The organism is Ferdinandcohnia sp. SAFN-114 (assembly GCF_059415045.1).
This window is the reverse complement of the sequence record NZ_JBPFDQ010000027.1, coordinates 37,069-59,921: the sequence shown is the minus strand read 5'-3', so window position 1 is coordinate 59,921 and position 22,853 is coordinate 37,069. Positions and strand designations below refer to the sequence as shown.

General features: G+C 36.5%; 12 protein-coding genes. 9 read left to right on the top strand and 3 right to left on the bottom strand.

Features of this window, described 5'->3' with window-relative positions; all coding sequences use genetic code 11:
- The first annotated feature begins 484 nt into the window (after nucleotides 1–484).
- Complete coding sequence (gene yhbH, locus ACR65M_RS10810; RefSeq protein ID WP_341332610.1) at nucleotides 485–1,666, top strand: sporulation protein YhbH; 1,182 nt, start codon at nucleotides 485–487, stop codon at nucleotides 1,664–1,666.
- A 73-nt stretch (nucleotides 1,667–1,739) separates the two neighbouring features.
- Here the strand turns inward: yhbH and pelA are convergent, their stop codons facing one another.
- From pelA to ACR65M_RS10795, 3 genes are all read right to left on the bottom strand, one after another.
- Nucleotides 1,740–6,104 carry a pectate lyase gene (gene pelA / locus ACR65M_RS10805; RefSeq protein WP_341332609.1) on the bottom strand — a complete coding sequence of 1,455 codons (4,365 nt, stop codon included), beginning with the start codon at nucleotides 6,102–6,104 and terminating at the stop codon, nucleotides 1,740–1,742.
- A 310-nt stretch (nucleotides 6,105–6,414) separates the two neighbouring features.
- Nucleotides 6,415–11,220: a right-handed parallel beta-helix repeat-containing protein gene (locus ACR65M_RS10800; protein WP_440273305.1), complete on the bottom strand. Its 4,806-nt coding sequence runs from the start codon at nucleotides 11,218–11,220 to the stop codon at nucleotides 6,415–6,417.
- A gap of 98 nt (nucleotides 11,221–11,318) precedes the next feature.
- Complete coding sequence (locus ACR65M_RS10795) at nucleotides 11,319–12,158, bottom strand: AraC family transcriptional regulator (RefSeq protein ID WP_440273304.1); 840 nt, start codon at nucleotides 12,156–12,158, stop codon at nucleotides 11,319–11,321.
- Nucleotides 12,159–12,695: 537 nt separating this feature from the next.
- Here ACR65M_RS10795 and ACR65M_RS10790 point away from each other — a divergent pair.
- The 8 genes from ACR65M_RS10790 to ACR65M_RS10755 all read left to right on the top strand — a co-directional run bounded on the left by ACR65M_RS10790 (nucleotide 12,696) and on the right by ACR65M_RS10755 (nucleotide 22,789).
- Nucleotides 12,696–13,742, top strand: coding sequence for a LacI family DNA-binding transcriptional regulator (locus ACR65M_RS10790; protein WP_341332606.1), 1,047 nt, complete (start codon nucleotides 12,696–12,698; stop codon nucleotides 13,740–13,742).
- 108 nt (nucleotides 13,743–13,850) lie between these two features.
- On the top strand, nucleotides 13,851–14,792 hold the full coding sequence (locus ACR65M_RS10785) for an ABC transporter permease (protein ID WP_341333576.1): 942 nt from the start codon (nucleotides 13,851–13,853) through the stop codon (nucleotides 14,790–14,792).
- 17 nt (nucleotides 14,793–14,809) lie between these two features.
- On the top strand, nucleotides 14,810–15,688 hold the full coding sequence (locus tag ACR65M_RS10780; protein WP_207900046.1) for an ABC transporter permease subunit: 879 nt from the start codon (nucleotides 14,810–14,812) through the stop codon (nucleotides 15,686–15,688).
- A gap of 66 nt (nucleotides 15,689–15,754) precedes the next feature.
- Nucleotides 15,755–17,338 (top strand): type 2 periplasmic-binding domain-containing protein, encoded by a 1,584-nt coding sequence (locus tag ACR65M_RS10775; protein WP_121449541.1) that lies wholly within the window; start codon nucleotides 15,755–15,757, stop codon nucleotides 17,336–17,338.
- A gap of 183 nt (nucleotides 17,339–17,521) precedes the next feature.
- Nucleotides 17,522–18,670, top strand: a complete 1,149-nt coding sequence (locus ACR65M_RS10770) for a Gfo/Idh/MocA family oxidoreductase (RefSeq protein WP_121449540.1) — start codon at nucleotides 17,522–17,524, stop codon at nucleotides 18,668–18,670.
- 119 nt (nucleotides 18,671–18,789) lie between these two features.
- Nucleotides 18,790–19,425, top strand: a complete 636-nt coding sequence (locus tag ACR65M_RS10765; protein WP_440273303.1) for a YesL family protein — start codon at nucleotides 18,790–18,792, stop codon at nucleotides 19,423–19,425.
- 45 nt (nucleotides 19,426–19,470) lie between these two features.
- Nucleotides 19,471–21,219 carry a glycoside hydrolase family 35 protein gene (locus tag ACR65M_RS10760; RefSeq protein WP_440273302.1) on the top strand — a complete coding sequence of 583 codons (1,749 nt, stop codon included), beginning with the start codon at nucleotides 19,471–19,473 and terminating at the stop codon, nucleotides 21,217–21,219.
- 55 nt (nucleotides 21,220–21,274) lie between these two features.
- Nucleotides 21,275–22,789, top strand: a complete 1,515-nt coding sequence (locus tag ACR65M_RS10755; RefSeq protein ID WP_341333575.1) for a sulfatase family protein — start codon at nucleotides 21,275–21,277, stop codon at nucleotides 22,787–22,789.
- Nucleotides 22,790–22,853: the final 64 nt, after the last annotated feature.

Sequence of the window (22,853 nt, the reverse complement as noted above, 5' to 3'; positions counted from 1 at the left end):
TAACACAAGTAAATCTAATAACCTGATAATTATTGTTAGCCATAGAATTAATTTTACACAAAATTATGGACTTGACTCTGCCAACCCCATACATCTGGCTCATGAAGAGGAATCAGAGTAAGGAATCCACTAATAATCCCGTACATTGCCCGTAATAAATGTAACTTGTCCATTTATGAATAATAGTAATGCACTCCGTATGTAATAAACAGAAGGAACTTGTCTATTTTTAAGACAAATCGCCCAATTTGCGAAATTTTTTGTCAATAAATCAATGTTCTTGCATAGTATAGAGTAATCTACTATTGGTTAATTTTTGCTAAAGAGTAGGCAGTAGTTGGTCTCTTTTTTATTTCAAAAAGGTTTTGTTTAGTACAGTTTATTCGTTTTACGAAGTTCTTTCACAAACCGTCAAGATAATGTATGAGGATCAAGGTAAAAATGTGAATGGTTTAATAAAAAAAATTTTAGGAGGGGAAAGATTATGTCGAAAGGTAATTCAAAGAACTTTGTCATTTCCCAAGAAGATTGGTCCCTCCATCGCAAAGGCCATGATGATCAAACAAGACACCAAGAGAAGGTACAGGATGCAATTAAGAATAATTTACCTGATTTGATAACTGAAGAAAGTATAATTATGTCAAACGGAAAAGATGTTGTTAAAATTCCGATTCGTTCTTTAGACGAATATAAAATCCGTTATAACTATGATAAAAATAAACATGTTGGCCAAGGAGATGGAGATAGCCAGGTTGGTGACGTTATTGCAAGAGATGGGTCCGGACAAAGTGCAGGAAAGGCAGGGCCTGGAAAAGGGCAAGGTGCAGGTGATCAAGCCGGTGAAGATTATTATGAGGCAGAAGTTTCTCTAATGGAGCTTGAGGAAGCTTTATTTAAAGAATTAGAGTTGCCAAATCTAAAGCGGAAAGAACAGGATCAAAACATTGTAGAAAACATTGAATTTAATGATATTCGTCGAACAGGTTTAATGGGGAATATTGATAAGAAACGGACAATGATGGCGGCATACAAACGAAATGCGATGGCAGGGAAGCCTAGCTTCCATCCAATTTACCGAGAGGATTTGAAGTTTAAAACGTGGAATGAGATTGTAAAACCAGATTCAAAGGCTGTGGTGCTTGCGATGATGGATACGAGTGGAAGTATGGGAATTTGGGAGAAGTATATGGCAAGAAGTTTCTTTTTCTGGATGACTCGATTCCTGCGTACAAAATATGAAACGGTGGAAATCGAATTTATTGCTCACCATACGGAGGCTAAAGTCGTGTCAGAAGAGGACTTTTTCTCAAAAGGTGAAAGTGGGGGTACAATTTGTTCATCCGTGTACCGCAAAGCGTTAGAAGTAATTGATGACAAGTATCCAGCAGCCCGTTATAATATTTATCCATTTCATTTCTCAGACGGAGATAATTTAACCTCAGATAATGCAAGATGTGTGAAGTTAGTGAGCGAATTAATGAAGGTTTCTAATATGTTTGGCTATGGAGAAGTAAATCAGTATAACCGCCATTCAACCCTTATGTCAGCCTATAAGAACATTGAGGATGAAAGATTTAGGTACTATATTTTAAAGCAAAAAGCAGACGTATTTCATGCGATGAAGAGCTTTTTTAAGAATGAAGAGGAAAATAAGGCATTTGCATGATAAAAAGAGAGGGGAGACCCTCTCTTTTCCTGTGAACCGATAAACTATATTGAAAGCTTAAGTACACGACAATTTAATTTTCGGATTGTTTGCAATATCCTGGTATTTGATTATTTCCAGGATTTTGACCATCAGCTGTTTTAGGGCCTTTACCAGGCTTCGGTCCATTACCAGGTTTCTCACAATCTTCACCCTCAGTTGGATCCCAACCTTTTAATACATTTTGTACTGTCCAGTTAGCAGCCTCTTCATCTGTAAGCTGTCTTCTTGATTCATTGATTGCAGCACCGGGGCCGTAGTTTTTATACTCAAACAAGCGGGCATCTTCAGGATTTAAACCACTCATGGAAGTCCAACCCTCTGTTTTAATATGGTCACCAAGTTCACTATTCATAATGACCACACTACCAATCGCATTCGGATTGCCACCAGCCGGCCAAGGTCTGCCTAAATATACAGTACCAGCAGGGGCATTACTTGTTAGTTTACTATCCTTAATCAAGATACCGTATTGGTCCGTGATTAATGTACTTGCAGCCGTGATATATCCATTATTTGAGTCTGAACCACGGTTAAGTGAGTGAATGATAGAATCCTCAAATACAACTCTTGCTGCACCGAAGATGAAATCGACATCGCCCTCAACATATACTTGATTATAGTATTGGGTTCCAGAGTGCACATATAGTGTATCTTGGTTTCCTATAAATCTTACATTTTTAAAATATTGACGTTCCCCAGCAGCATATACGGCAACAGCTTGTTTTCCGCTCACATCTGTGGAGCTTTCATCGAAAGAGTTTTCGAATGTTACATTTTCTACTCTAAAATCATTTGCGCGTAAATACACACTGGCACTTCCGCTTGTACCAAGAGTTCCGCCAACACCATTATCTCGACCTGCAAAGTTATCGAAAGTAATAATTGTGTTTACTGGATCTTCACCAATCATTGTAATAAAAGGTTTATTATTCGGCACAGTAACAACTTCTTTATAGACTCCGTTTTTGATAAAAATTGTGATTGGAGTTGTATTGTTTGCAGGAATTGCGTCAATTGCTGCCTGGATAGTTGCATAATCTCCAGTTCCATCTTTAGCAACAAAAATTTCATTTTCAATTTGGCTTATCTGTTTTTCTAGACTTTTCACAACTTTGATATCACCATCTTCTAATTGTCTATCATATAGATCCTTAGAGTTACTACCAACAACCTGAATATATACATTATTTGTAAAATATCCAGTTTCTTCAGCGGTACTTAATAATTTCGTACCCCAGTGACCACCCCAAGAATAGCCATTTCGTCTTTCTTCTTCAATTTCCATAATGTCATACTTAATGACGCCATCGCGGCCTGAGAAGATTCCACGATTGGTACCAATCTCATAAAATCTGTACCATGCCGTTGAATTCGAATCTTCTACAAAATACACATTATTTGGATCACCACTTACATATCGCGTATTTTCAAGTTTAACCTCATCTAACCACTCTAGCGCAGATCGAACAGACTTCTTTATTTCGTCAGTTTGTGGACGAGACATAAGGAATCTTATGATTCCAATAGATTCTGAACCTGAAACTGAAGCATGCTCATATGCACGTGCTTTTTGTGGTTCAAACGTATATGGATCGTGCTGAGCACCCCAAGCGGTTAATGTTCCATCAGAGAATTTGATTTGTGCCTTTAAGATATAATCAATTCCACTCTTAATGGATAGTTTGATTCTTTTACCATAAGAATCATTTATTACATCTGAATCGAATGGATATCTCTTTTCGACAACATCATCCATCATTTCCAAGACATTGATCATCGCCTCATCATTAAATGTGACATAGTCAGAGTAGTTGCCGCGTCTAGGATAAACCTGAGCGAATCCACCTGTGTCATATTGTAATTGGAACAAGAATTCAAAGCCTTTTTCAATGCTATCTTTGTATTTTTTATCACCAGTTTCACGATATACTTCGGCTAAGAAAAGAATTTCCTTAATCGTTGCATCATTATCAATCGTTCCTAATTCAACACCATTTGCTACCCATTCTGAACGCGGTTCCTTACCATCCCATGGACGTTCATAGATATGTGGCCAGTTCTTTGTCCAACCACCGTTTTCCATTTGCCAGGTTAATAGATTATCTGCTTTGCGAATCGCGTCGTTTAAATCGCCTTTAAAAGTTATTTTCTCAGGTTCTACGATATACTTCCCGTTCTGATCCAACTCATCTAAACTATTTAAAATAAGGACCGTTTGACCAAATTTATTCTTACCTTTTGCGGCCTTGTCGATTCTAAGATTCTTAAAGTTAGGGCTTAGGGTCGTCCAATTGCCAGTAGGGTAAACCACACTAATATCAGAGAAATCAAATTCATCAAAACTACTATTTAATGTTACCGCAATAAGATTGCTTGAAATTGCATGAACATCCGCGATTTGTACTGTTTTCCTTTGTTCTTCTGATGGAAGGGTATTAACAAGATTCTTAGCTTCCCCCCATGTAAGTTCTTTGTTATTATCTGCAATTGTTGTGGAGCCGTTTAGCTCTTGAATAATTTTTACAGCTTCCTTTTTCTTAAGGGTCTTGTTAGGTTGAATCTTTCCGTTTCTCACAAGAGCATCCATGTATCCAGCTTGTTTAGCAGCAGCTAGAACATAAGAATACCATTCATTTAAAGAAACTTCCCAAACCTCCGATTCAGTGCTTAATCCTTTGAATTGCTCTTCTTTAGCTAATCCAAGTTTACTATTTATTAAAGACATGAATTCAAGTCTTGTAATAGAATCGGTATCTTCAGGCTGTTTTTCAACGATTACTCCTAACTCATTTAACTTTTTCAAGTAAAGTCCGCTAACTATATCCTTTACTTCAGAGTCCTCTGTATCGATAGGACCTTCATCTGATCCAGTTTCTTTATTGTGGATTCGTAAATGATCAATATTTGCGCCGCCACTAGTACCAACACCTGTAGCACGAATTTTATTCTCACCAGCTTTTAGGGTCGCTTTTGTGGAAGTGTATACCCAAGTTGTCCATGCGCCAGTTGGATCAAAAGCTAATGATTCTGTAACGACTTCATCATTTACTTTAATCTCTGCTGGTCTTGCATCAGTTCCACCGGAAGCATATCTAAAGTCAAGGAAGTATTCTCCATCAGTTGGAACATTCACTGTCCACTCAACCCAACTGCCTGGTTGATTTGGCTTGTAATCAATAAATCCTGTTCCTGTAAAACCAGTATGCTGATTATCGATGATAACCCCTGTTTCATCAAGTAGGGCATCTTCTGCTTCATAAATTTGATCGTATTCCATATACACTTTTAGATGATCGATATTTGCACCACCACTCGCCCCAATACCGGTAGCTACGATAACATTTTCACCGGCTTGAAAGGTAGCTTTAGTTGACGTGTAGGTCCAATTTGCAAAACCACCTGTAGGGTTAAAGGCTAATTTAGGTTCGACAATTTCTCCATTAACTTTTATTTCTCCTGGACGCTCATCCGTTCCGCCATGGGCATAACGAAAATCCAACGTGTATTCTCCACCAACAGGTACATCTATAGTCCATTCGATTGAACCTCCTGGTGCATTCGGTACCATATCTACGAAACCAGTTCCCGTAAATCCAGGATGTTTGTTGTCTATGATAGCATTTACTAACTTTCCATCTTCCGCCTCATAGATTCCACCTGCACCTGGTTCAGTAGGAGGTGTCGGCTCAGATGGATCCTCGGGATCTGTAGGTTGTTCAGGATCAACCTCTGGTAACGAACCAGAAATTTTAATATCATCAACATAATGCCCAAGTGCTTTACTGCCAGGTGTAAATGTTTCAAAATAACTAATTTTTGTGGCAGGTTCATTTAACTGAGCATTCTCTAACTTAAGTTCTCCATTGATATAGACATTTGCTGTTTGATTTATTAAATCAATTTCAGTCTTGATGTCATACCATACATTTTCCTCGAGAGGGACTAACGGTTCATAGGTGCTGCCAGTACGATATGATATGTTATTGTCTTTAGTTTCAATAATGATAGGAGTTCCGTCTCCTTTTACTCTCATTACCTTTGTGGAGCTTGTATACTTCGGTTGCATAAATTTCATTTGAACGGTAACAACACCAACAAGCTCGTCGAAGGATTTGCTTAACTTTACATCAGCTGTCTCACTTGTGTCACTTAAAAATACACTTTTGTTTGAAGTATCAGGGACTTCTGTTACTTCTACAGTGCCACCGCCCTCCGATACGTCAAAATCTGCTGGACGTTCCCCAGTCGTTTCATTATTGAAATCTGCTTCAAAAAGGAAGGTGGAAGCATCCGTTTCTTCAGCATAAACAGGATTAATAGATACGGTAGAAAATAAACTTGTGAATGTGAGCAAAACTACCAATGTCAAATAAAAGTAACGTTTAATTGTACTCATTCATTAAAATCTCCTTTCTATAGACAATAAGTAGAACTATAAACTAGTAATTCAAATACTAGTAAAAATGACTCACCTCCCCGATAGGTCAAAAGAACTATCTGAATATTAAATCAATAAAACGGTTACAAAGGAGAGTGTAACATAGGCTTGACACTAAACTATAGCAACATATTGCTATAAAAGTATGCGGATATTGCTAAAGAGAGAAATTCTGAATTAATGATTATCTATGTAATAGAGGAGGCTTTGATAGAAGGAGGTAAAAAAAGAGAGGGGAGACCCTCTCTTTTTAGCGAAACAAGTATGTTTAGGAAACAAAACCTTTTCTACGATAATGTACAACACCAACACTAACACCAATAAATATTAATACGATACCGAGAACGAGCCAGTTGTATACAGAGGTTGCTGTTTTAGGTAATTTGTTGTTATCTGTTTGTTTATCTGTCCCTTGAGATTTATCTCCGTTTTCATCAGAACTTGGTGTTTTATCTCCCGGTTGATGGTTGTCATCTTCATTGTCAGGAGTTTCTTCTCCCGGTTGTTCTGGATTTTCAGTCTCAGGTTCTTCAGGCTGTTCCTCACCTGGTTGTTCTGGATTTTCATTCTTAGGTTCTTCAGGCTGTTCTTCACCTGGCTCGTCTGGGTTTTCAGTTTTAGGTTCCTCATATTTTGCGATAAAGTCACCAAACGTATCCCAAACACCATTCCAATGGATTTCACCATCTTGACTTCGTTCAAAGTTTTGGATGGTAGCCAAGGATTGCATGAGCTCATTAGGCAGCACATCACCAGACTTATTAACAGATTGTTCTCCATTAAACATGAAGTTCTTATCTAAATCAGTGTGTTGATAATTGTCTTTTGTTTTCTTTTGACTGTCTTCTGTGAAGAAAGATAGAAACCCATCAATTGTAAAGTCAGGAGTAATGTGACCATATGTTGTGAATGCCATATTTCCACCGGCATTATTAAATGCGTAGTTATTTTCGGCAATCACACCTGGATTACTATTACTTGTGAAACCTGCTGCACCGTTACCGAAAGCAACACTATTTTTGATAGTATGAGGGACATGGACTCCTTCACCACCAAGCTTAAAACCGTTTTTATCACCATTCCCAACAGTTCCATTTGTTAAGAAACCGTTGTTATAAGCGATGCTATTCTCAATTGTAACTGCTCCAATAGCACCTGTACCAACCTTTGTATAGAGATCCCATCCATCATCAATATTATTATGAGCGATCGTACCCCTAAAAATATTTCCTTCTCCAACCGTGAGTTTTGCAGCAAAACCATCTGCATTATTGTCAGATGGATCACGGTTATCAAATGATTCACTGTTAAGAATCAAGTTATAAGATGGCCAATCAGCTATAGTAGTAGAGTCGTCCGTACGGCTGATTTGTAGACCTGTGTCTCCGTTCTGGTACGTTTTAATGTTTTCAATAATATTGTGGTTACCGCCAACTGTGTAACCTTTTGTGTTGCCGGCAGATTGAATAAAGTCTAAGCCTCTTACATGCCAGTAGTTACCGCTATGGATAACACCTTCCGTTTTCTTATCAAAGTCAATAATTGGTCTACTTGTGGCGGCAGGGTCAGCCCATAAGTACTTCATCGCATCTTCAGTGCCGTCATTGTATTTCTTAATTTCAAGTATCGCATTTCTCACATAGTGACCTTCCATCACATAAATGCGTTGACCTGGTTTTACAAATTCTATGGCCGTATCTAAGTCTAACGGATTTTCTTTTGAGCCGTCACCAGAACTCAATCCGTTAGGGGAAACATAGATATTTCCATCTTCGGCAAATGCCTTCATTTCAATGGTGAAGTTTCGAATGATTCTATTATAGTCTGATAGTTTTTGAGTTTCGTCAGGTATGAATACAAAACTAAAATTTGTAGGTGCATTTACTGCGATTTTTGTTTGTATTTCAAGCTTTTGCCCGGCAAAAATAGGTTCATCATAACGAATCGTTTCATTGCCTTCTTTAATCGTCACAGTTCCATTCACATTTGATTGAACGATAAGGCGATAATTCTCATCAGAAGTCCTTTCCAATGATAAAATGTCAAACTGAGGTGTGACCTCCTTAATAGGTGCTTCTCCTTTAGGAGCATCTGTTTCTGCAGCTGTTACTTTGAAGTCTATATTACTCACTTCAATTGTTGCTACACGTGCGGTATAGAAACCGACATATGCCTTTCCATTTTGAACGTTTAAAAGATCAGGTGCATAGATCTCTTTTTCAATCGATTTCTCACCGTCATTTAGTATTCCCGTAAAACCACTATTCGTTTTCTTAAGTGTAAGATGATATGTTTTGTTTGGATGAGTATTAGCAGTTGTTGGTCTTTCTGCCTTTACCATTTCTTTTTGAATACCTTGGCTTCCTGTACCATCCGGTGATGTTACCCCTGTTCGAACAAACAGTTGTGTTCCGTTTTCATCCCGAGTATCACCTGAAAAACCTCCGATTGCGGCAATATTACTCGCAAATATTCCTTTTTGGTCGCCCGTTTCGTATATGGCATCTCTTGCCATTATTCCGAATGATTCTTGTCCATCATGAGGATTTTTTGCGTATTCAACAACTTTGATATCAGCTGAGAGCTCAAAATTATCTTCATTCGCATCAATTTCGGTGTAATAGAAGGAGATTCCATCATGGTCTCCAGTAACCTTACCACCACCATCAATTGCAGCTAAACGAATGGTATCATTCTCTAGGTACTCAATTGTATTTCTTTCGTCCGATGTTGATTGCCCGAACCGAATAAAATCAAAATTGTAGGCTGTTTTTTCTCGAACTGTAACCTTATATGTGATTGGGTCGACTCCCAAATCTACTGTTGGACTCACAGTAATAGGGTACGTACCGGTCATATCACTATTGAATGAACTGGAGTCAACATCATAGGCATCAGTTGATAATACCTCTTGATCTCCATTATCGTAAACCTTTGAAACTTCTAATCCATTAGATGCAAACGTGTCACCGATTGCAAAAGTTGTATTAGGAAACTCAGTTATTTTTAATTCAAGTACTTCCTTTTCTTTTACATTGAATGTGATAGTTTTACTGGCATCCTTATGGCTGATTACTACATTCTTGTCTCCAGGTGTTGTCGTATCAAAATTAGAGATATCATATTCATTTTCTAGTAATCTTACCTGAGATCCGTCCTTATAGATGGCATAAACGACCAATCCAGTAAGATCGAGTGGATCACCAATAAAATATTGTGTTTTAACAGGTTGTTTCTTTATCTCAAGCCCTTCAAGCTCAGTATCTTTTACAGTTACATTGAAGCTTGCTGTTACAGCAGGGAAATCTCTTGGTACAATTGTAACGGTCTTTGTACCAGGGGTATTAAATGCAGATGCCCTATCAATTAAGACATTGTCAACTTTAAAATCTAGCTGATCTTCGGATAGAATATAGGTTTCTCCATTATCATATTTTCCTAGTACTACTAAGCCTGCTGGGTCAAATTTGTCACCTGGATAGTAAACCGTTTTAGCGGGATAGTACTTAATCGTTAAATCTAATAAGGTCAATTCTTTAATTCTTAAATCAATGGTCTCTTTAGCTCCTCCAAAGTTAACTGTAATCGTATTTGTTCCAACACTACTGCTATCAAAACCAGTAATAATATAGTCGTTTTCAGATAAGATCGCTTCTTCACCATTATTGTAAATGGCTTTAACGACTAAGCCATCAGTATTTAATTCTTCGTTTACTAGATATTCGGTTTTCATATTATCCGTGTTAACTTCCAGTGTCGATACTTTCTTCGTGTCTATAACTATATTGAAATTGTTGAATGTAATTTCAGCATCACGAGCAACATATAGTCCAGCGAAGACAGAATCACTAAATAAATTGTCCACAGTTATTACTTCAGAGACTCCATTTATGGATACTTTACATACATTTCCTGACTTCTGAATTTCTAGATCATAAACTTCATTTGCAGCTGGAGTATTTACATCTGCGAAGTTCTCCAATTTTATAAGTTGGCCATTTTGATTATAAAAAGGTTTCATAGCTAAATCCAAAGCACCTACTGCAACAAAATTAGAAGTTTGTTTACTACTATCACTATTTTCACCAACACTGTCTCTTAGCATAAGACCAAAGGACTTTTGGTTCGGAGTAGATATACTACTGTTGCTATTGAAGTTCTTTACGCTAGCTTTTGTTGTTAAAGTAAAGTTTGCATTAGCCGGAATTTCTTTGAAATAATAGGAAATACCCTCATCACCGTTTGCTATTTTTCCGCCAGTAGCAGTAATTGTAATTGTTCCATCATCATTTATAATGGGATCAGGGTTTCTAGACTCACTTGTGTTACTTCCAAATGCCCTAAACTCCCAATCTCCGGTTTCAATCGGGCGATCTTGAATTAATTTGACATCACTGTAGGTAACGCTTACATTTCTTGCTGCGAAAAGTCCAACATAATTCATTTCCCCACTATAATCTGTGAACGTTTTTGTTTCTTCACCGACTGTTAATTGATAAATATTTCCTTCTTTTCTAACCTTAAGTGTATACTCTTCACCAGGAGCAGGGTTATTTGCTGTAAAGTCTAGTTCATCTGGATATACAGACGAAGCGCTACTGTATTTATAAAACCCTCTAATATCTTGCTTGATACCACCTACCGCAAGATAATCACCAGTTTTTACATCGGTAGAAGTTAATAAGTTGCCTCTTAGCATAATTCCAAATCCAACTTGATTATTTGTCTCAAAGGATTCGACCTTCACCTTAGCTTGTAATTCAAAATTATCTGTAGGATCAACTTGCTGGTAATAATATGCAATACCTTCTGTTTCATTTGCAATTTTACCACGATTGTTCATAACGCTTATTTTGACAGAGCCATCTCCATTTTCCTTAATCAAAAAGTTTTCAGCAGTAATTTTGTCATTACCTCCAACATCGCCTCCGATTGCACCTTTCCAATCAGAGGATTCAGGTATATCAACCATCTCTGTGGTTTCACCTTCAGCAGCAAACACATTCAAACTCATATTAGGCAATAATAATAGAAAACACAGTAGTACCGTAATAAAACGTTTAAACTTCCTCACTATTTGGCCTCCTTTTTTATGTAAATGAAATACAGACGAAAAACCCGACTCTTGAGCAGTAATCACCTCCTTAAATCGCCCAAATCCACAAATCTGAGTTAGAGGATTTGGGCATTTGTTCGATATTGTTTTGGAGTCATGCTGACCTGTTGTTTGAAGCTTCTGATAAAACTGGAAGGGGAGGAAAAACCTACTTTTTCAGATACCTGATTAATAGGAGAACTTGTTGAAATAAGTAGTTTTTTCGCTTCGTAAATTCTTCTTTGAAGTATATAATCGTGGATGGTAAGACCAAATTCTTTTTTAAAAAAATGACAAAGGTAATATTTATTTAGATGTAGAGTTAGAGCTAGTGAATCAAGACGCCAATCCGTATTCCAGATTTCATTGATTTCCTTTAAGATACGTTCTAGCATTTCTACTTTTTGAGAGTCACGCTTTACAATTAAATGGGAATTCTGCGCAAAGGATGATTGAATTTCTCTGCATAGAAATAATAGGAGTTCGAGGAGGTATAATTCTAGTGCTGCTTCCTTTTCCCAGAGATCTTCATTCTCTTGCTCAAACAATAAATGATCGATGATATGCTGAAGTTGTTCTTCCTTCCAGGGCTGTACATTCAAAACATATTGAGGGGAAGGAAGGTTGTCCAAAAAGCCTTTAAACTTCTCAAAAATAGGATGTTTAAACGTAAGAAAGCTTTCAGAGAATAGAGTAACAACTCGTTCATATGGCACACCATCATGTAATTTAACTTTGTGAAAATCAGTGCTTTTAAAAAATAATATTTGTCCTTTCGTTAAACGAAAGACTTTTTCTTCAAAAATGTATGTGGCTTCTCCTTTTTGGAGCCACACAATTTCAAAACCTGAGTGTGAGTGGAAGTTAGAAGCTGTTTTCCGATCCGATTTATGTTGAATGGTAAACTTCGGCCTCATAAATTTTTTACTAAACAATTTATCATGATAAACTCTCATTTTTCTACACCTGCCTTTTATACTGAAATGCTGATAAATCCAATAATAAAGCGGTTTCAAAGTTGAGTGTACCATAGCAGGGATGCTCAAAGATGCGTAAAAATTGCTTTAAAAGTATGCAAATATTGCTATTTGGGTATGTTCTAATCAAATGATTATATGTGTTACGGGGAAGCAGACTGAAAAAAGCTCAATATGGAACTTTACATGACTTGTACTTTGAAAAGGTATACGGGTTTGAGTCTTTCAAGAAAAATAATAGTTTGTTAAATGTAAAAATTCAAAATATTAGTTGACAGTCCCAAAAACAAAAACATATAATCGAATTAATAAAGCTTTTTGACTTCCATTCTTAAAAAAGTCCTGCTTCTTTTTTTTGAAAGTAGTTGTACCAACAACCTAATAACACATCAATGTGTTAACCCTCATTTTAATAAACATACACATTTTAATTTGTTCCAAAAAGAAAACGCATACTACAGGAGGCTAGGGTGTATTGTGGTTAGATTAAAAGACATCGCTGAACACGTTGGTGTATCCATATCAACAGTATCTAGAGTAATTCAAAATGATAAATCGCGAAATGTAAAACCAGAGACCATTCAAAAAGTGTGGAATGCGGTTAAGGAACTTGGGTATGTACCAAATGAAAATGCCCGTAAATTGGTAACGAATCAAAGTACAGAAAAATTAAGGACTATGAAGATAGGATGGGTTGCTAACCCCAAAATTGCAGAACTAAATCCATATTTTTCGAGATTGTATGAGGGGGTTAACGACACTCTAATAAAATCCGATTATTCCTTGACTAGTATCAATAAGGAAGAGTTACAAAATGAATCATTGCTTTTTAAAACCATACATGAATCAGGTATCGAAGGATTAATTCTAATTGATCATTTAGAACAAAGTGTTTTAGATTATATCATGCAGTTTATACCTATTGTTGGCCTAGATTTTTTTTATACAGATAAGGAATTAACTGTGATAGATTATGACCGAGAATCAGCAGTTAAAAAAGCGATTAAGGAACTAGTAAAACAGGGCCATCAGAAGATTGGTTTTTTAGGTGGGGGAGTTGGGGAAAATTTCAAGAATTTAAATGAAGAAAAAAGGTACAAGGGATACAGAAACGCTTTGGAAGAGTTTGGTCTTAACATAAATCCCGAATGGGTAATCAATACAGAATGGAACATGAAAAAAAGTTATTTTGAAATGAGTCAATTGATTCAAACAAAATCTAGGAACCTTCCAACGGCTATCTTCTGTGCCAGCGATCTGATGGCAATTGCAGCAATGAGGGCTGTGACTGAGAATGAATTAAAAATACCGGATGATATTGCTTTTATATCTATAGATAATATCGACATGTCCCAATATTCATCCCCGCCTTTATCTACAATTGATGTCCCGAAATATGAATTAGGAGCTATTGCAGCAAAAACAATTGTAGATATAGTTGAAGGGAAAATAACATTACCTATGAAAATACTCTTACCAAATAAATTGATAGTAAGGGAATCCTCAAATTTTAGAAGGCTATAAATGCTCTTTTTTTTAACAAGTGAGGAAAACGTTTGGATAGTTTTCCGAAAAACGAATTAAGGGAGTGATACAAAAGTGGAAAATTTGCAAAAAACAGAATCTGGAAAAATTCAAAAAGTCCAGACCAACATACTGATTGAATCCAAGAAAAGCGTATGGTCCAGACTTTGGAAAGAAAGGTACCTTTATATATTATTGCTTCCGGGTCTGCTTTATTTTCTAATATACCGATATGTACCAATGGCAGGAAATATTATAGCCTTTCAGGATTACAGTGCCTTTCAAGGATTTCTTAATAGTGAGTGGGTCGGATTAAAGCACTTTAAAACAATTTTTGAAGACCAAGAAGTTATTAGGGTTCTCTGGAATACTTTATACCTTTCTTTCCTTCAAATTGTATTTGCCTTCCCAGTATCTATTATTCTAGCACTCATGCTAAATGAGGTTCGGAATACATTTTTCAAAAGGACAATTCAATCCATTGTATATTTACCACATTTCCTATCCTGGGTTGTAGTTATCGGACTTGTTACGATTCTATTAAAGTCTGATGGGATAGTAAACAGAGTATTAGGAACGGTTTTTGGTATGGAGCCGATAGCATTTTTACAAGATCCTAACTGGTTTATGCCGTTAGTAGTACTAGAGGTTATTTGGAAGGAATCAGGTTGGAGTACGATTATTTTCCTTGCTGCACTATCAGGGATAAATCCTAGTTTGTATGAGGCTGCGGCCGTTGACGGAGCGAACCGATGGAGACAAATTTGGCATATAACATTACCAGCACTTCGTAGTACTATCATTATTTTATTGATATTGAGACTTGGAAGTGTATTGGACGTTGGCTTTGAACAAATTTATTTAATGTTAACTCCATTCACAATGGAAGTTGGAAATGTACTTGATACTTTTGTTTATTTCAAAGGAATTCAAAACTCAGATTTCAGTTTTGCTACTGCTGTTGGGTTATTTAAATCAATAGTTGGATTGATCTTAATTGTCGGTGCTAACCGATTAGCAAAACGGTTTGGCGATGAGGGAGTTTACTAGGATGGGAGGAAATTTAGTTGCAACAAAATAATACGAAGTCAGAAAAAGCTGTAAATCTTGTAAACTATGTATTACTTATCATCATAGCATTAACAATGATCTTTCCGTTTTATTACATGTTCGTGGTCTCATTCGCAACATATGAAGAATTTGTACAATCTGACTTACTCCTTTTTCCGAAAACCTGGGTGTTAGATGCGTATGAGTATATCTTAGGCTCTAAAGAATTTGTTCGCTCGCTTGGGGTAACGATTTATGTAACCATAGTAGGTACATTTGTCAGTTTACTCTTAACGTCTATGATGGCTTATGCATTGTCTAGAAATATTCTTGGCCAAAGAGTGTATTTGTTTCTCGTATTATTTACTTTTGTGTTCGGAGCTGGAATGATACCTACATATATGGTTGTACAAGCAACTGGTCTCATGGATTCATTGTGGTCATTGATCATTCCAACAGCCATCAGTTCATTTAACTTGATTGTTATGAGGCAATTCTTTATGAATCTACCACACGATTTAACGGAAGCAGCGATCATCGATGGAGCAAACGATTTACAAATTTTTGGAAAGATCATTCTGCCTTTATCAAAGCCAGCCCTAGCAGCTTTCGGACTGTTTTATGCAGTTGGAATCTGGAATTCGTATTTTACAGCTCTTCTTTATTTAAATGATCCTGCAAAGTGGACTGTACAGGTTATCCTTCGACAATTAGTTATTTTAAATCAAGGTAATATGTTGGATGTTGGGATGCAAGCAACAATGGATAATCCTCCACCTGCTGAAACAATAGGGATGGCGGCAATTCTAATTGCCACAATTCCAATTTTGCTAGTATACCCGTTTCTTCAAAAGCACTTTGCGAAGGGAGTGATGCTAGGGTCAGTCAAAGAATAGGATTCTGATTCTCACCACTTTAAGATTTTATGAATCAAACGCAAAGATGAAGGGGGAAGTTTTGAAATGAAACGGATAATTGCTTTATGTTGTTCTACTATTTTACTCCTTGGTGTACTAGCAGCTTGTTCATCAAATGAAAGCTCTTCAAATGAAAAAAAAGATGGAAAACTGACAATCTCTTGGTTTGATGGTACATGGGAAAATCCAGTTCCTGAGCCAGGCTTTGAAAATATTAAAATGGTTAATGAAAAATTTGACATCGATTTCAAACCGCAATATATTCCTTTTGATTTATACACAGATAAGCTTGCGGTAAAAATGTCTTCAGGTGATTTACCAGATGTAATAGGAGATGAGACTGCTGGTGTTAACTTTGTAAAGTGGTCTAAACAAGGTGCTTTCTTACCATTAAATGATTACATAGACAAATATGAAAGTCTTAAAGCGATTCCTCAATCGGTATGGGATACTGTAACAGTTGAAGGGGATATTTATGCGATTCCACTGTTTTTCCCTGCAAGTGGTGGAAAAAAACCAATTATTCGTCAAGACTGGCTTGATAAACTTGGTTTGGAAATGCCAACAAATTTTGAGGAACTGAAGGAAGTAGCAATTGCTTTTGCAACACAAGATCCTGATGGTAATGGAAAAGATGATACGATTGGACTTGGATTAGCAAAAGGACTAGTATATGACCCGTCATTTGGGGCCTACTGGAGCAATAATACCTGGTACCATAAAAATGATGAAGGGAAATTAATTCCTGGCCAAATCTCAGAAGGTAGTAAAGAGAAAATTAGTGCTTTAAAAGAATTAAGCGATGCAGGAGCTCTTGATAAAGACTGGGCGGTAAAACCTTATAATGAAGTCTTCAAAGATTTTACTGCAGGAAAAGTTGGAATCTGGTATGAACAACCAGGAAAAGACAAGGGTGCACAACCTGCTAACTTTGATTATGCAACATTAAAAAAATCTAATCCTGATGCAAAAATAGCAGCTATGCCTGCGTTTGTTGCACCAGATGGTACACAAGGATATGTAGCGGGTAGTGGATACTATAGAGTTTGGATGTTAAATGCTAAATTAAAAGACAACCCAGAAAAAGTAGAGAAAATTTTAGAAATGATTGATTATATCACCCAATATGTACCAGCAGATGAGCAAAATCCAGATAATGAATATTTTGATTGGACAATGGGTGGAGAAGGAAAAGGTTATACGATGGTAGATGGTGCACCTGAACTAACAGAGGATTATAGCCAATATGCACCTCAAGCACTTTTTAACCAAAAACAAGGTGGCTGGATTGAAGGAGAAAAATCGATGTTAGATTACGCAATCCAATCTAAGGCTCCTGAAGCAAAAGAATTTAATACCCTTATGGTTGAAATGTTATTAGAATCTAACTTTTATTTAAGCCCAGTAGGACGTATTCACTCTGAGGTTTATAATGATAAAATTGCAGAATTAAATGAATTTGCGACAAATGAACTTACAAAAATGGTTGCAGGTCAAAGACCAATTTCCGAATGGGATAAGTTTGTTGAAGAGTATATGGCTAAAGGTGGAGCAGATGTCGTTAATGATGTTAATCAGCTACTGACAGAAGCAAATATTGAAGGTGAATGGGTTAGCCCAAGTAAATAATATGTACATTCCCCCGATGACTTTAAATTGGGGGAATGTCATTATATAAATCTATTCATAAGAAAACTTATTTAATTATTGGGAAAACGTTTGGATAATTTGAGGAAAAAGATTTTTATTTCAGGTTATATGTCACAAAGAATTATACGATTTCCAATACTCATAGTTAGGGAGAGAATGCAAATGGAACAAGTCAGAATTGGTATTATAGGTGCAGGACTTAGAAGTGGAATTGCAAAGTATTTTCACAATCCAAATGGAAAATCTGTAGTAGTTGGCGCAGCGGATATTTCATTTGAAAAGTTAAAAGCTTTTCAAGAAAAAATAAATGAAAGTGCATATATTACAACAGATTATAAAGAACTAATCAAACGTGACGATATTGATGCTATCGTCGTTTTATCTCCAGATTACTTACATGAAGAACATGCTATCGCAGCTCTTGAAGCGGGAAAACATGTTTATTGCGAAAAGCCACTAGCAATAACAGTAGAGGGTTGTGATCGAATAATTGAAACTGCAAAAAAATGTGGGAAACATTTAATGGTTGGCTTCAATATGCGATATATGAGTATGTATCAGACAATGAAAGGTATCGTTGATTCTGGTGTAATTGGTGAATTAAAGGCAGTCTGGGTCAGACACTTTGTTGGCTTGGGTGGATACTATTACTATCATGATTGGCATGGAACATCTCAAAATACGACATCACTATTACTACAAAAGGGTTCACATGATTTAGATGTTATTCATTGGATTACTGGTAAGTATACGAAAAAAGTCTCTGCAATGGGAGGGCTTGATTATTATGGGGGAGATAAGCCTAATCATTTAACGTGTCCAACATGTACTGAAAAAGATACTTGCCCCGAGGCTAGCTTACATACGTTAACACAGTGTGCATTCAGAAAAGAAATTGATGTGGAAGATAATAATATGTTAATTATGGAACTAGAGGGCGGAATTAAAGCATCGTATTTACAGTGTCATTTTACTCCAGATTATTCAAGGAATTATACCTTTATTGGTACAAAAGGTAGAGTCGAGAATGATGATGTCGGAGGAAAGGTTTACGTTAAAACTCGTAAATCCGGTTCTTGGCATGAATACAGTAATGTTACGTATGATATGAAAAAAGAGCAAGGAAGTCACGGAGGGGCTGACCCGAAAATTTGCAAGGATTTTATTGAACTAGTGTTAAATAATAAGCAACCATTAACGACGCCTTTCGCTGGTAGAATGAGTGTCGCTGTAGGATGTGCCGCAACAGAATCAATTCGTTCGGGTGGTAAAGTTGTTGAGATAAGTAAAGAATCAACGATTACTATTTAATAGTTCGTTAGGTTGAAAGATGGAGACATCTAATCTGCCTATTCTTTAGCTGGAAAGGAAAGATGGCCGTGGAGATGGATGGAATAGTAGGGAGATTTTATAAAACTTCTGAATTTATCATGAAGCTTTTACAACTTCAGTTATTATGGATTTTCTTTTCGTTTGTAGGTTTACTGGTTGTTGGCATTATGCCAGCAACTATGGCCTTATTTGCAACTACTCGTAAATGGGTTATGAAGAGGGAAGAAAATTTTTCTTTATTTAAGGAGTTTTGGAAGACGTTTCGGAATGAATTCTGGAAATCCAATCTGATAGGATTTTTGCTTTCTATAATGGGTTATGTATTGTACGTAAACTTATCCATTATGAAATATGCCGAAGGGATTTTAGCAATTTGCCTATTAATTGGGGTGATTTTGTGTAGTCTACTCTTTATGACTATTTTGATATATATTGTTCCAGTTTTTGTTCATTACAATCTTAAACTCTCTCGATATTTTACATACTCTCTAATGATAGGTATTTCTTATCCAGTTCATACAATTTTAGTAGCATTAATCGTTTACATAGTATCCAGATTATTTTTTTGGATTCCAGGATTACTGCCGTTCTTTAGCATGAGCCTCCCGGCTTATCTAATAATGGTGTTATCATTAAAACTATTTGAACGCATTGAGCGTAGAAGAGAAAGCGAAGAATCTATTAGTGAAAACTTATCAAACATGGGACAGAAGTATGGAAGTGTTGATGCTTAATTAAGTTGAATCGCCAGAGTTGGATAAATAGAGTGGAGGGTTATAATGTCTGTTTTAACTACTGAGAATGAACAATTTATGATTAATGGGGAACCAATTCAGATTATTTCAGGAGCTATTCATTATTTTCGTGTCGTGCCTGAGTATTGGAAGGATCGATTGCTTAAGTTGAAAGCCTGTGGATTTAATACTGTAGAAACCTATGTGCCTTGGAACTTTCATGAACCAAAGCCTGGCGAATTTCAATTTGAAGGTCAGGCTGATATTGTAAAATTTATAGAGACTGCAGCTGAAATTGGATTATACGTTATAATTCGCCCAAGTCCTTATATTTGTGCAGAATGGGAGTTTGGAGGATTGCCTTCTTGGCTGTTGAAGGATCAGGGAATGAGGCTTCGCTGTTATCATGCCCCCTTTTTAAAAAGAGTGGATGAATATTATGATGTTTTATTACCAAAATTCAAGCCTCTACTCTGCACAAATGGAGGACCTATAATTGCAATGCAAATTGAAAACGAGTATGGCAGCTACGGAAACGATACCAAATATTTAGAGTATCTGCGTGATGGAATGGTATCTAGGGGGATGGATGTACTCTTGTTTACTTCAGATGGACCGACTGATTTCATGTTTCAAGGTGGTATGATTCCTGGGGTATTAGAAACGGCAAATTTTGGCTCAAGACCTGAAGAGTCATTTGCGAAATTAGAGGAATATCAACCTAATGCCCCCAAAATGTGCATGGAGTTTTGGAACGGGTGGTTTGACCATTGGGGAGAGGAACATCATACAAGGAATGCAGATGATGTTGCAGATGTATTAGATAGAATGCTAGGAATGAATGCATCCGTAAACTTTTACATGTTCCACGGTGGAACAAACTTTGGCTTTTTTAATGGGGCAAACCATGGGAAAGGGTACGAACCAACAATTACGAGTTATGACTATGATGTACTAATCGATGAATCAGGAACTCCAACTGATAAATTCTTTAAGGTTCGAGAGGTTATCTCTAAATATGTTAACTTAGAACCACTTAACTTACCAGAACCTATAAAAAAGAAAGCATATGAAGAAGTTCACTTAACTCAGCAAAAACGGTTATTTGATGGGCTACCGCAATTGTCCAGCCCAATATCGAAAACGTGTCCTGAAACTATGGAAGAAATTGGACAAGATTATGGGTTTATTTTATATACTACTCATGTTTCTGGTCCTAGACCTGAGACAAAATTAAACTTACAAGACGTACATGATAGAGCATTAATCTATTTAGATGGTGAATTTAAGGGCGTAATTGAGCGCTGGAATGAAGATACCGAAATACTCTTAAGTATACCTGATGGAGGCGCTACTTTAAGTATATTAGTAGAGAATATGGGGAGGATCAACTATGGCCCCAAATTAAAAGATTACAAGGGGATAACTGAGGGAGTCAGATTGGGTGCTCAATTTTTATATCATTGGACAATTCATTCACTTCCATTAAATGATTTAACAGGCCTTACATTTGATACGGATTATGAAGTTTATTCTGAAGTTCCTGCATTTTATAAAGGAACACTTCATATTAATGAAGTTTCAGATACCTTTATAAATACTGAAGGATGGACAAAGGGTGTTGCTTATATTAACGGTTTCAACCTTGGAAGGTATTGGGAGATTGGTCCGCAAAAAACACTCTATGTTCCGGCACCGCTGTTAAAAGAAGGGGAAAATGAGATTATTTTGTTCGAGTTACATGGAACTAAAAATCGTGTGGTTACTTTCTCTGACCAACCAAAACTTAGTTAATTGTTTCTAAGCTTTTAACTGAATAGTAATCATTTAAGTTACAAAAGGAGTTGATATTGTGTCAAAGCCTAATATATTGCTAATTACAAGTGACCAACAGCATTATAATACAATCGGTGCTTTTAATACTGAAATTACAACTCCGAACCTGGATAGGTTGGTCAAAGAAGGAACAGTATTTAATCGCGCCTATTGCCCGAACCCTACTTGTACCCCTAGCCGTTCATCGATGATTACTGGATTATATCCGAGTCAGCATGGTGCTTGGGCTTTAGGTACAAAATTATCTGAAGAGGTTCCGACGGTAGGAGATTATTTTCAGGAGAGTAATTATCGAACTGCCTTAATAGGAAAAGCTCATTTTCAACCACTTAAATCAACTGAAGAATATTCTTCTTTTGAGTCTTATCCCGTATTGCAGGACTTAGATTTTTGGAAAGAATTTAACGGTCCCTTTTATGGCTTTGAACATATTGAGCTAGCTCGAAATCATACCAATGAAGCACATGTCGGACAGCATTATGCTCTATGGTTAGAAGAAAAGGGCTGTAAAAACTGGAGAGACTTTTATTTACCACCAACAGGAAATATGGACCCTAACATTTCATACAAATGGGATATACCAGAGGAATATCACTATAATTCATGGATTGCCGAAAGGACTAACCATTTACTAAGTCAATATCATGAGCAAGACGAAAATTTCTTTTTATGGGCAAGCTTTTTTGATCCTCACCCACCATATCTTGTTCCTGAACCATGGGATAACATGTATAATTCGGAAAAGTTGACATTACCTGAAGTAGTGCCGGGTGAACATAAGAATAATCCACCTCATTTTCAAATGACACAAGAGGAAAATCCGGACTTTTCGAGGTATGTTGAAACAGGTATTGGGAATATTGGATTTCAATCACACACTTCCGTTACGAAGGCAGATGCCAAAAGAAATATGGCGGTATACTATGGAATGATTAGCATGATGGATAAATATATCGGTAAGATACTTGATAAGTTAGATGAATTAGGAATAGCTGATAACACTATTGTTGTATTTACATCAGATCATGGTCATTTTTTTGGTCATCATGGTCTCCATGATAAGGGTGCTTTTCATTATGAAGATCTAATAAAGATTCCTTTTATAGTGCGGTACCCTGGAAAGGTACCAAAAGGGGTGGTAAATAATGCAATGGTATCATTAGTTGATTTAGCCCCTACTTTTTTAGGTTTAACCGATATACCTATACCGCATCAAATGACAGGAATAAATCAGAGCGATGTCTGGTTTGGTATGAAGGAAAAATGTAGAGACCACATCATATGTGAGTATAGAACACAACCAACTATGGTACATCTAAAAACATATGTCGATGAACGTTACAAATTAACGGTTTATTATAATAACTATTATGGGGAGCTATATGATTTACTAGAAGACCCAAATGAATTATGTAATTTATGGGAACATGTAGAATATCGAGAACTCAGGGAAAAGCTCCTATTCAAGTATATTTGGGCAGAGTTAGGCAAGGAATCTATGTCAATGCCAAGAATTACTGGAGCTTAAAAAAATAAGTATCTCGTAGGATAAATGACTTCATGTATTGAATAATAGATGAAATATTTTCTAG

Bases quoted from the DNA above. Each gene is read 5' to 3' on its own strand.
- yhbH (WP_341332610.1), top strand. From the start codon at position 485: ATGTCGAAAGGTAATTCAAAGAACTTTGTCATTTCCCAAGAAGATTGG.
- pelA (WP_341332609.1), bottom strand. From the start codon at position 6,104: ATGAGTACAATTAAACGTTACTTTTATTTGACATTGGTAGTTTTGCTC.
- ACR65M_RS10795 (WP_440273304.1), bottom strand. From the start codon at position 12,158: ATGAGGCCGAAGTTTACCATTCAACATAAATCGGATCGGAAAACAGCT.
- ACR65M_RS10775 (WP_121449541.1), top strand. From the start codon at position 15,755: ATGAAACGGATAATTGCTTTATGTTGTTCTACTATTTTACTCCTTGGT.
- ACR65M_RS10770 (WP_121449540.1), top strand. From the start codon at position 17,522: ATGGAACAAGTCAGAATTGGTATTATAGGTGCAGGACTTAGAAGTGGA.
- ACR65M_RS10765 (WP_440273303.1), top strand. From the start codon at position 18,790: ATGAAGCTTTTACAACTTCAGTTATTATGGATTTTCTTTTCGTTTGTA.
- ACR65M_RS10760 (WP_440273302.1), top strand. From the start codon at position 19,471: ATGTCTGTTTTAACTACTGAGAATGAACAATTTATGATTAATGGGGAA.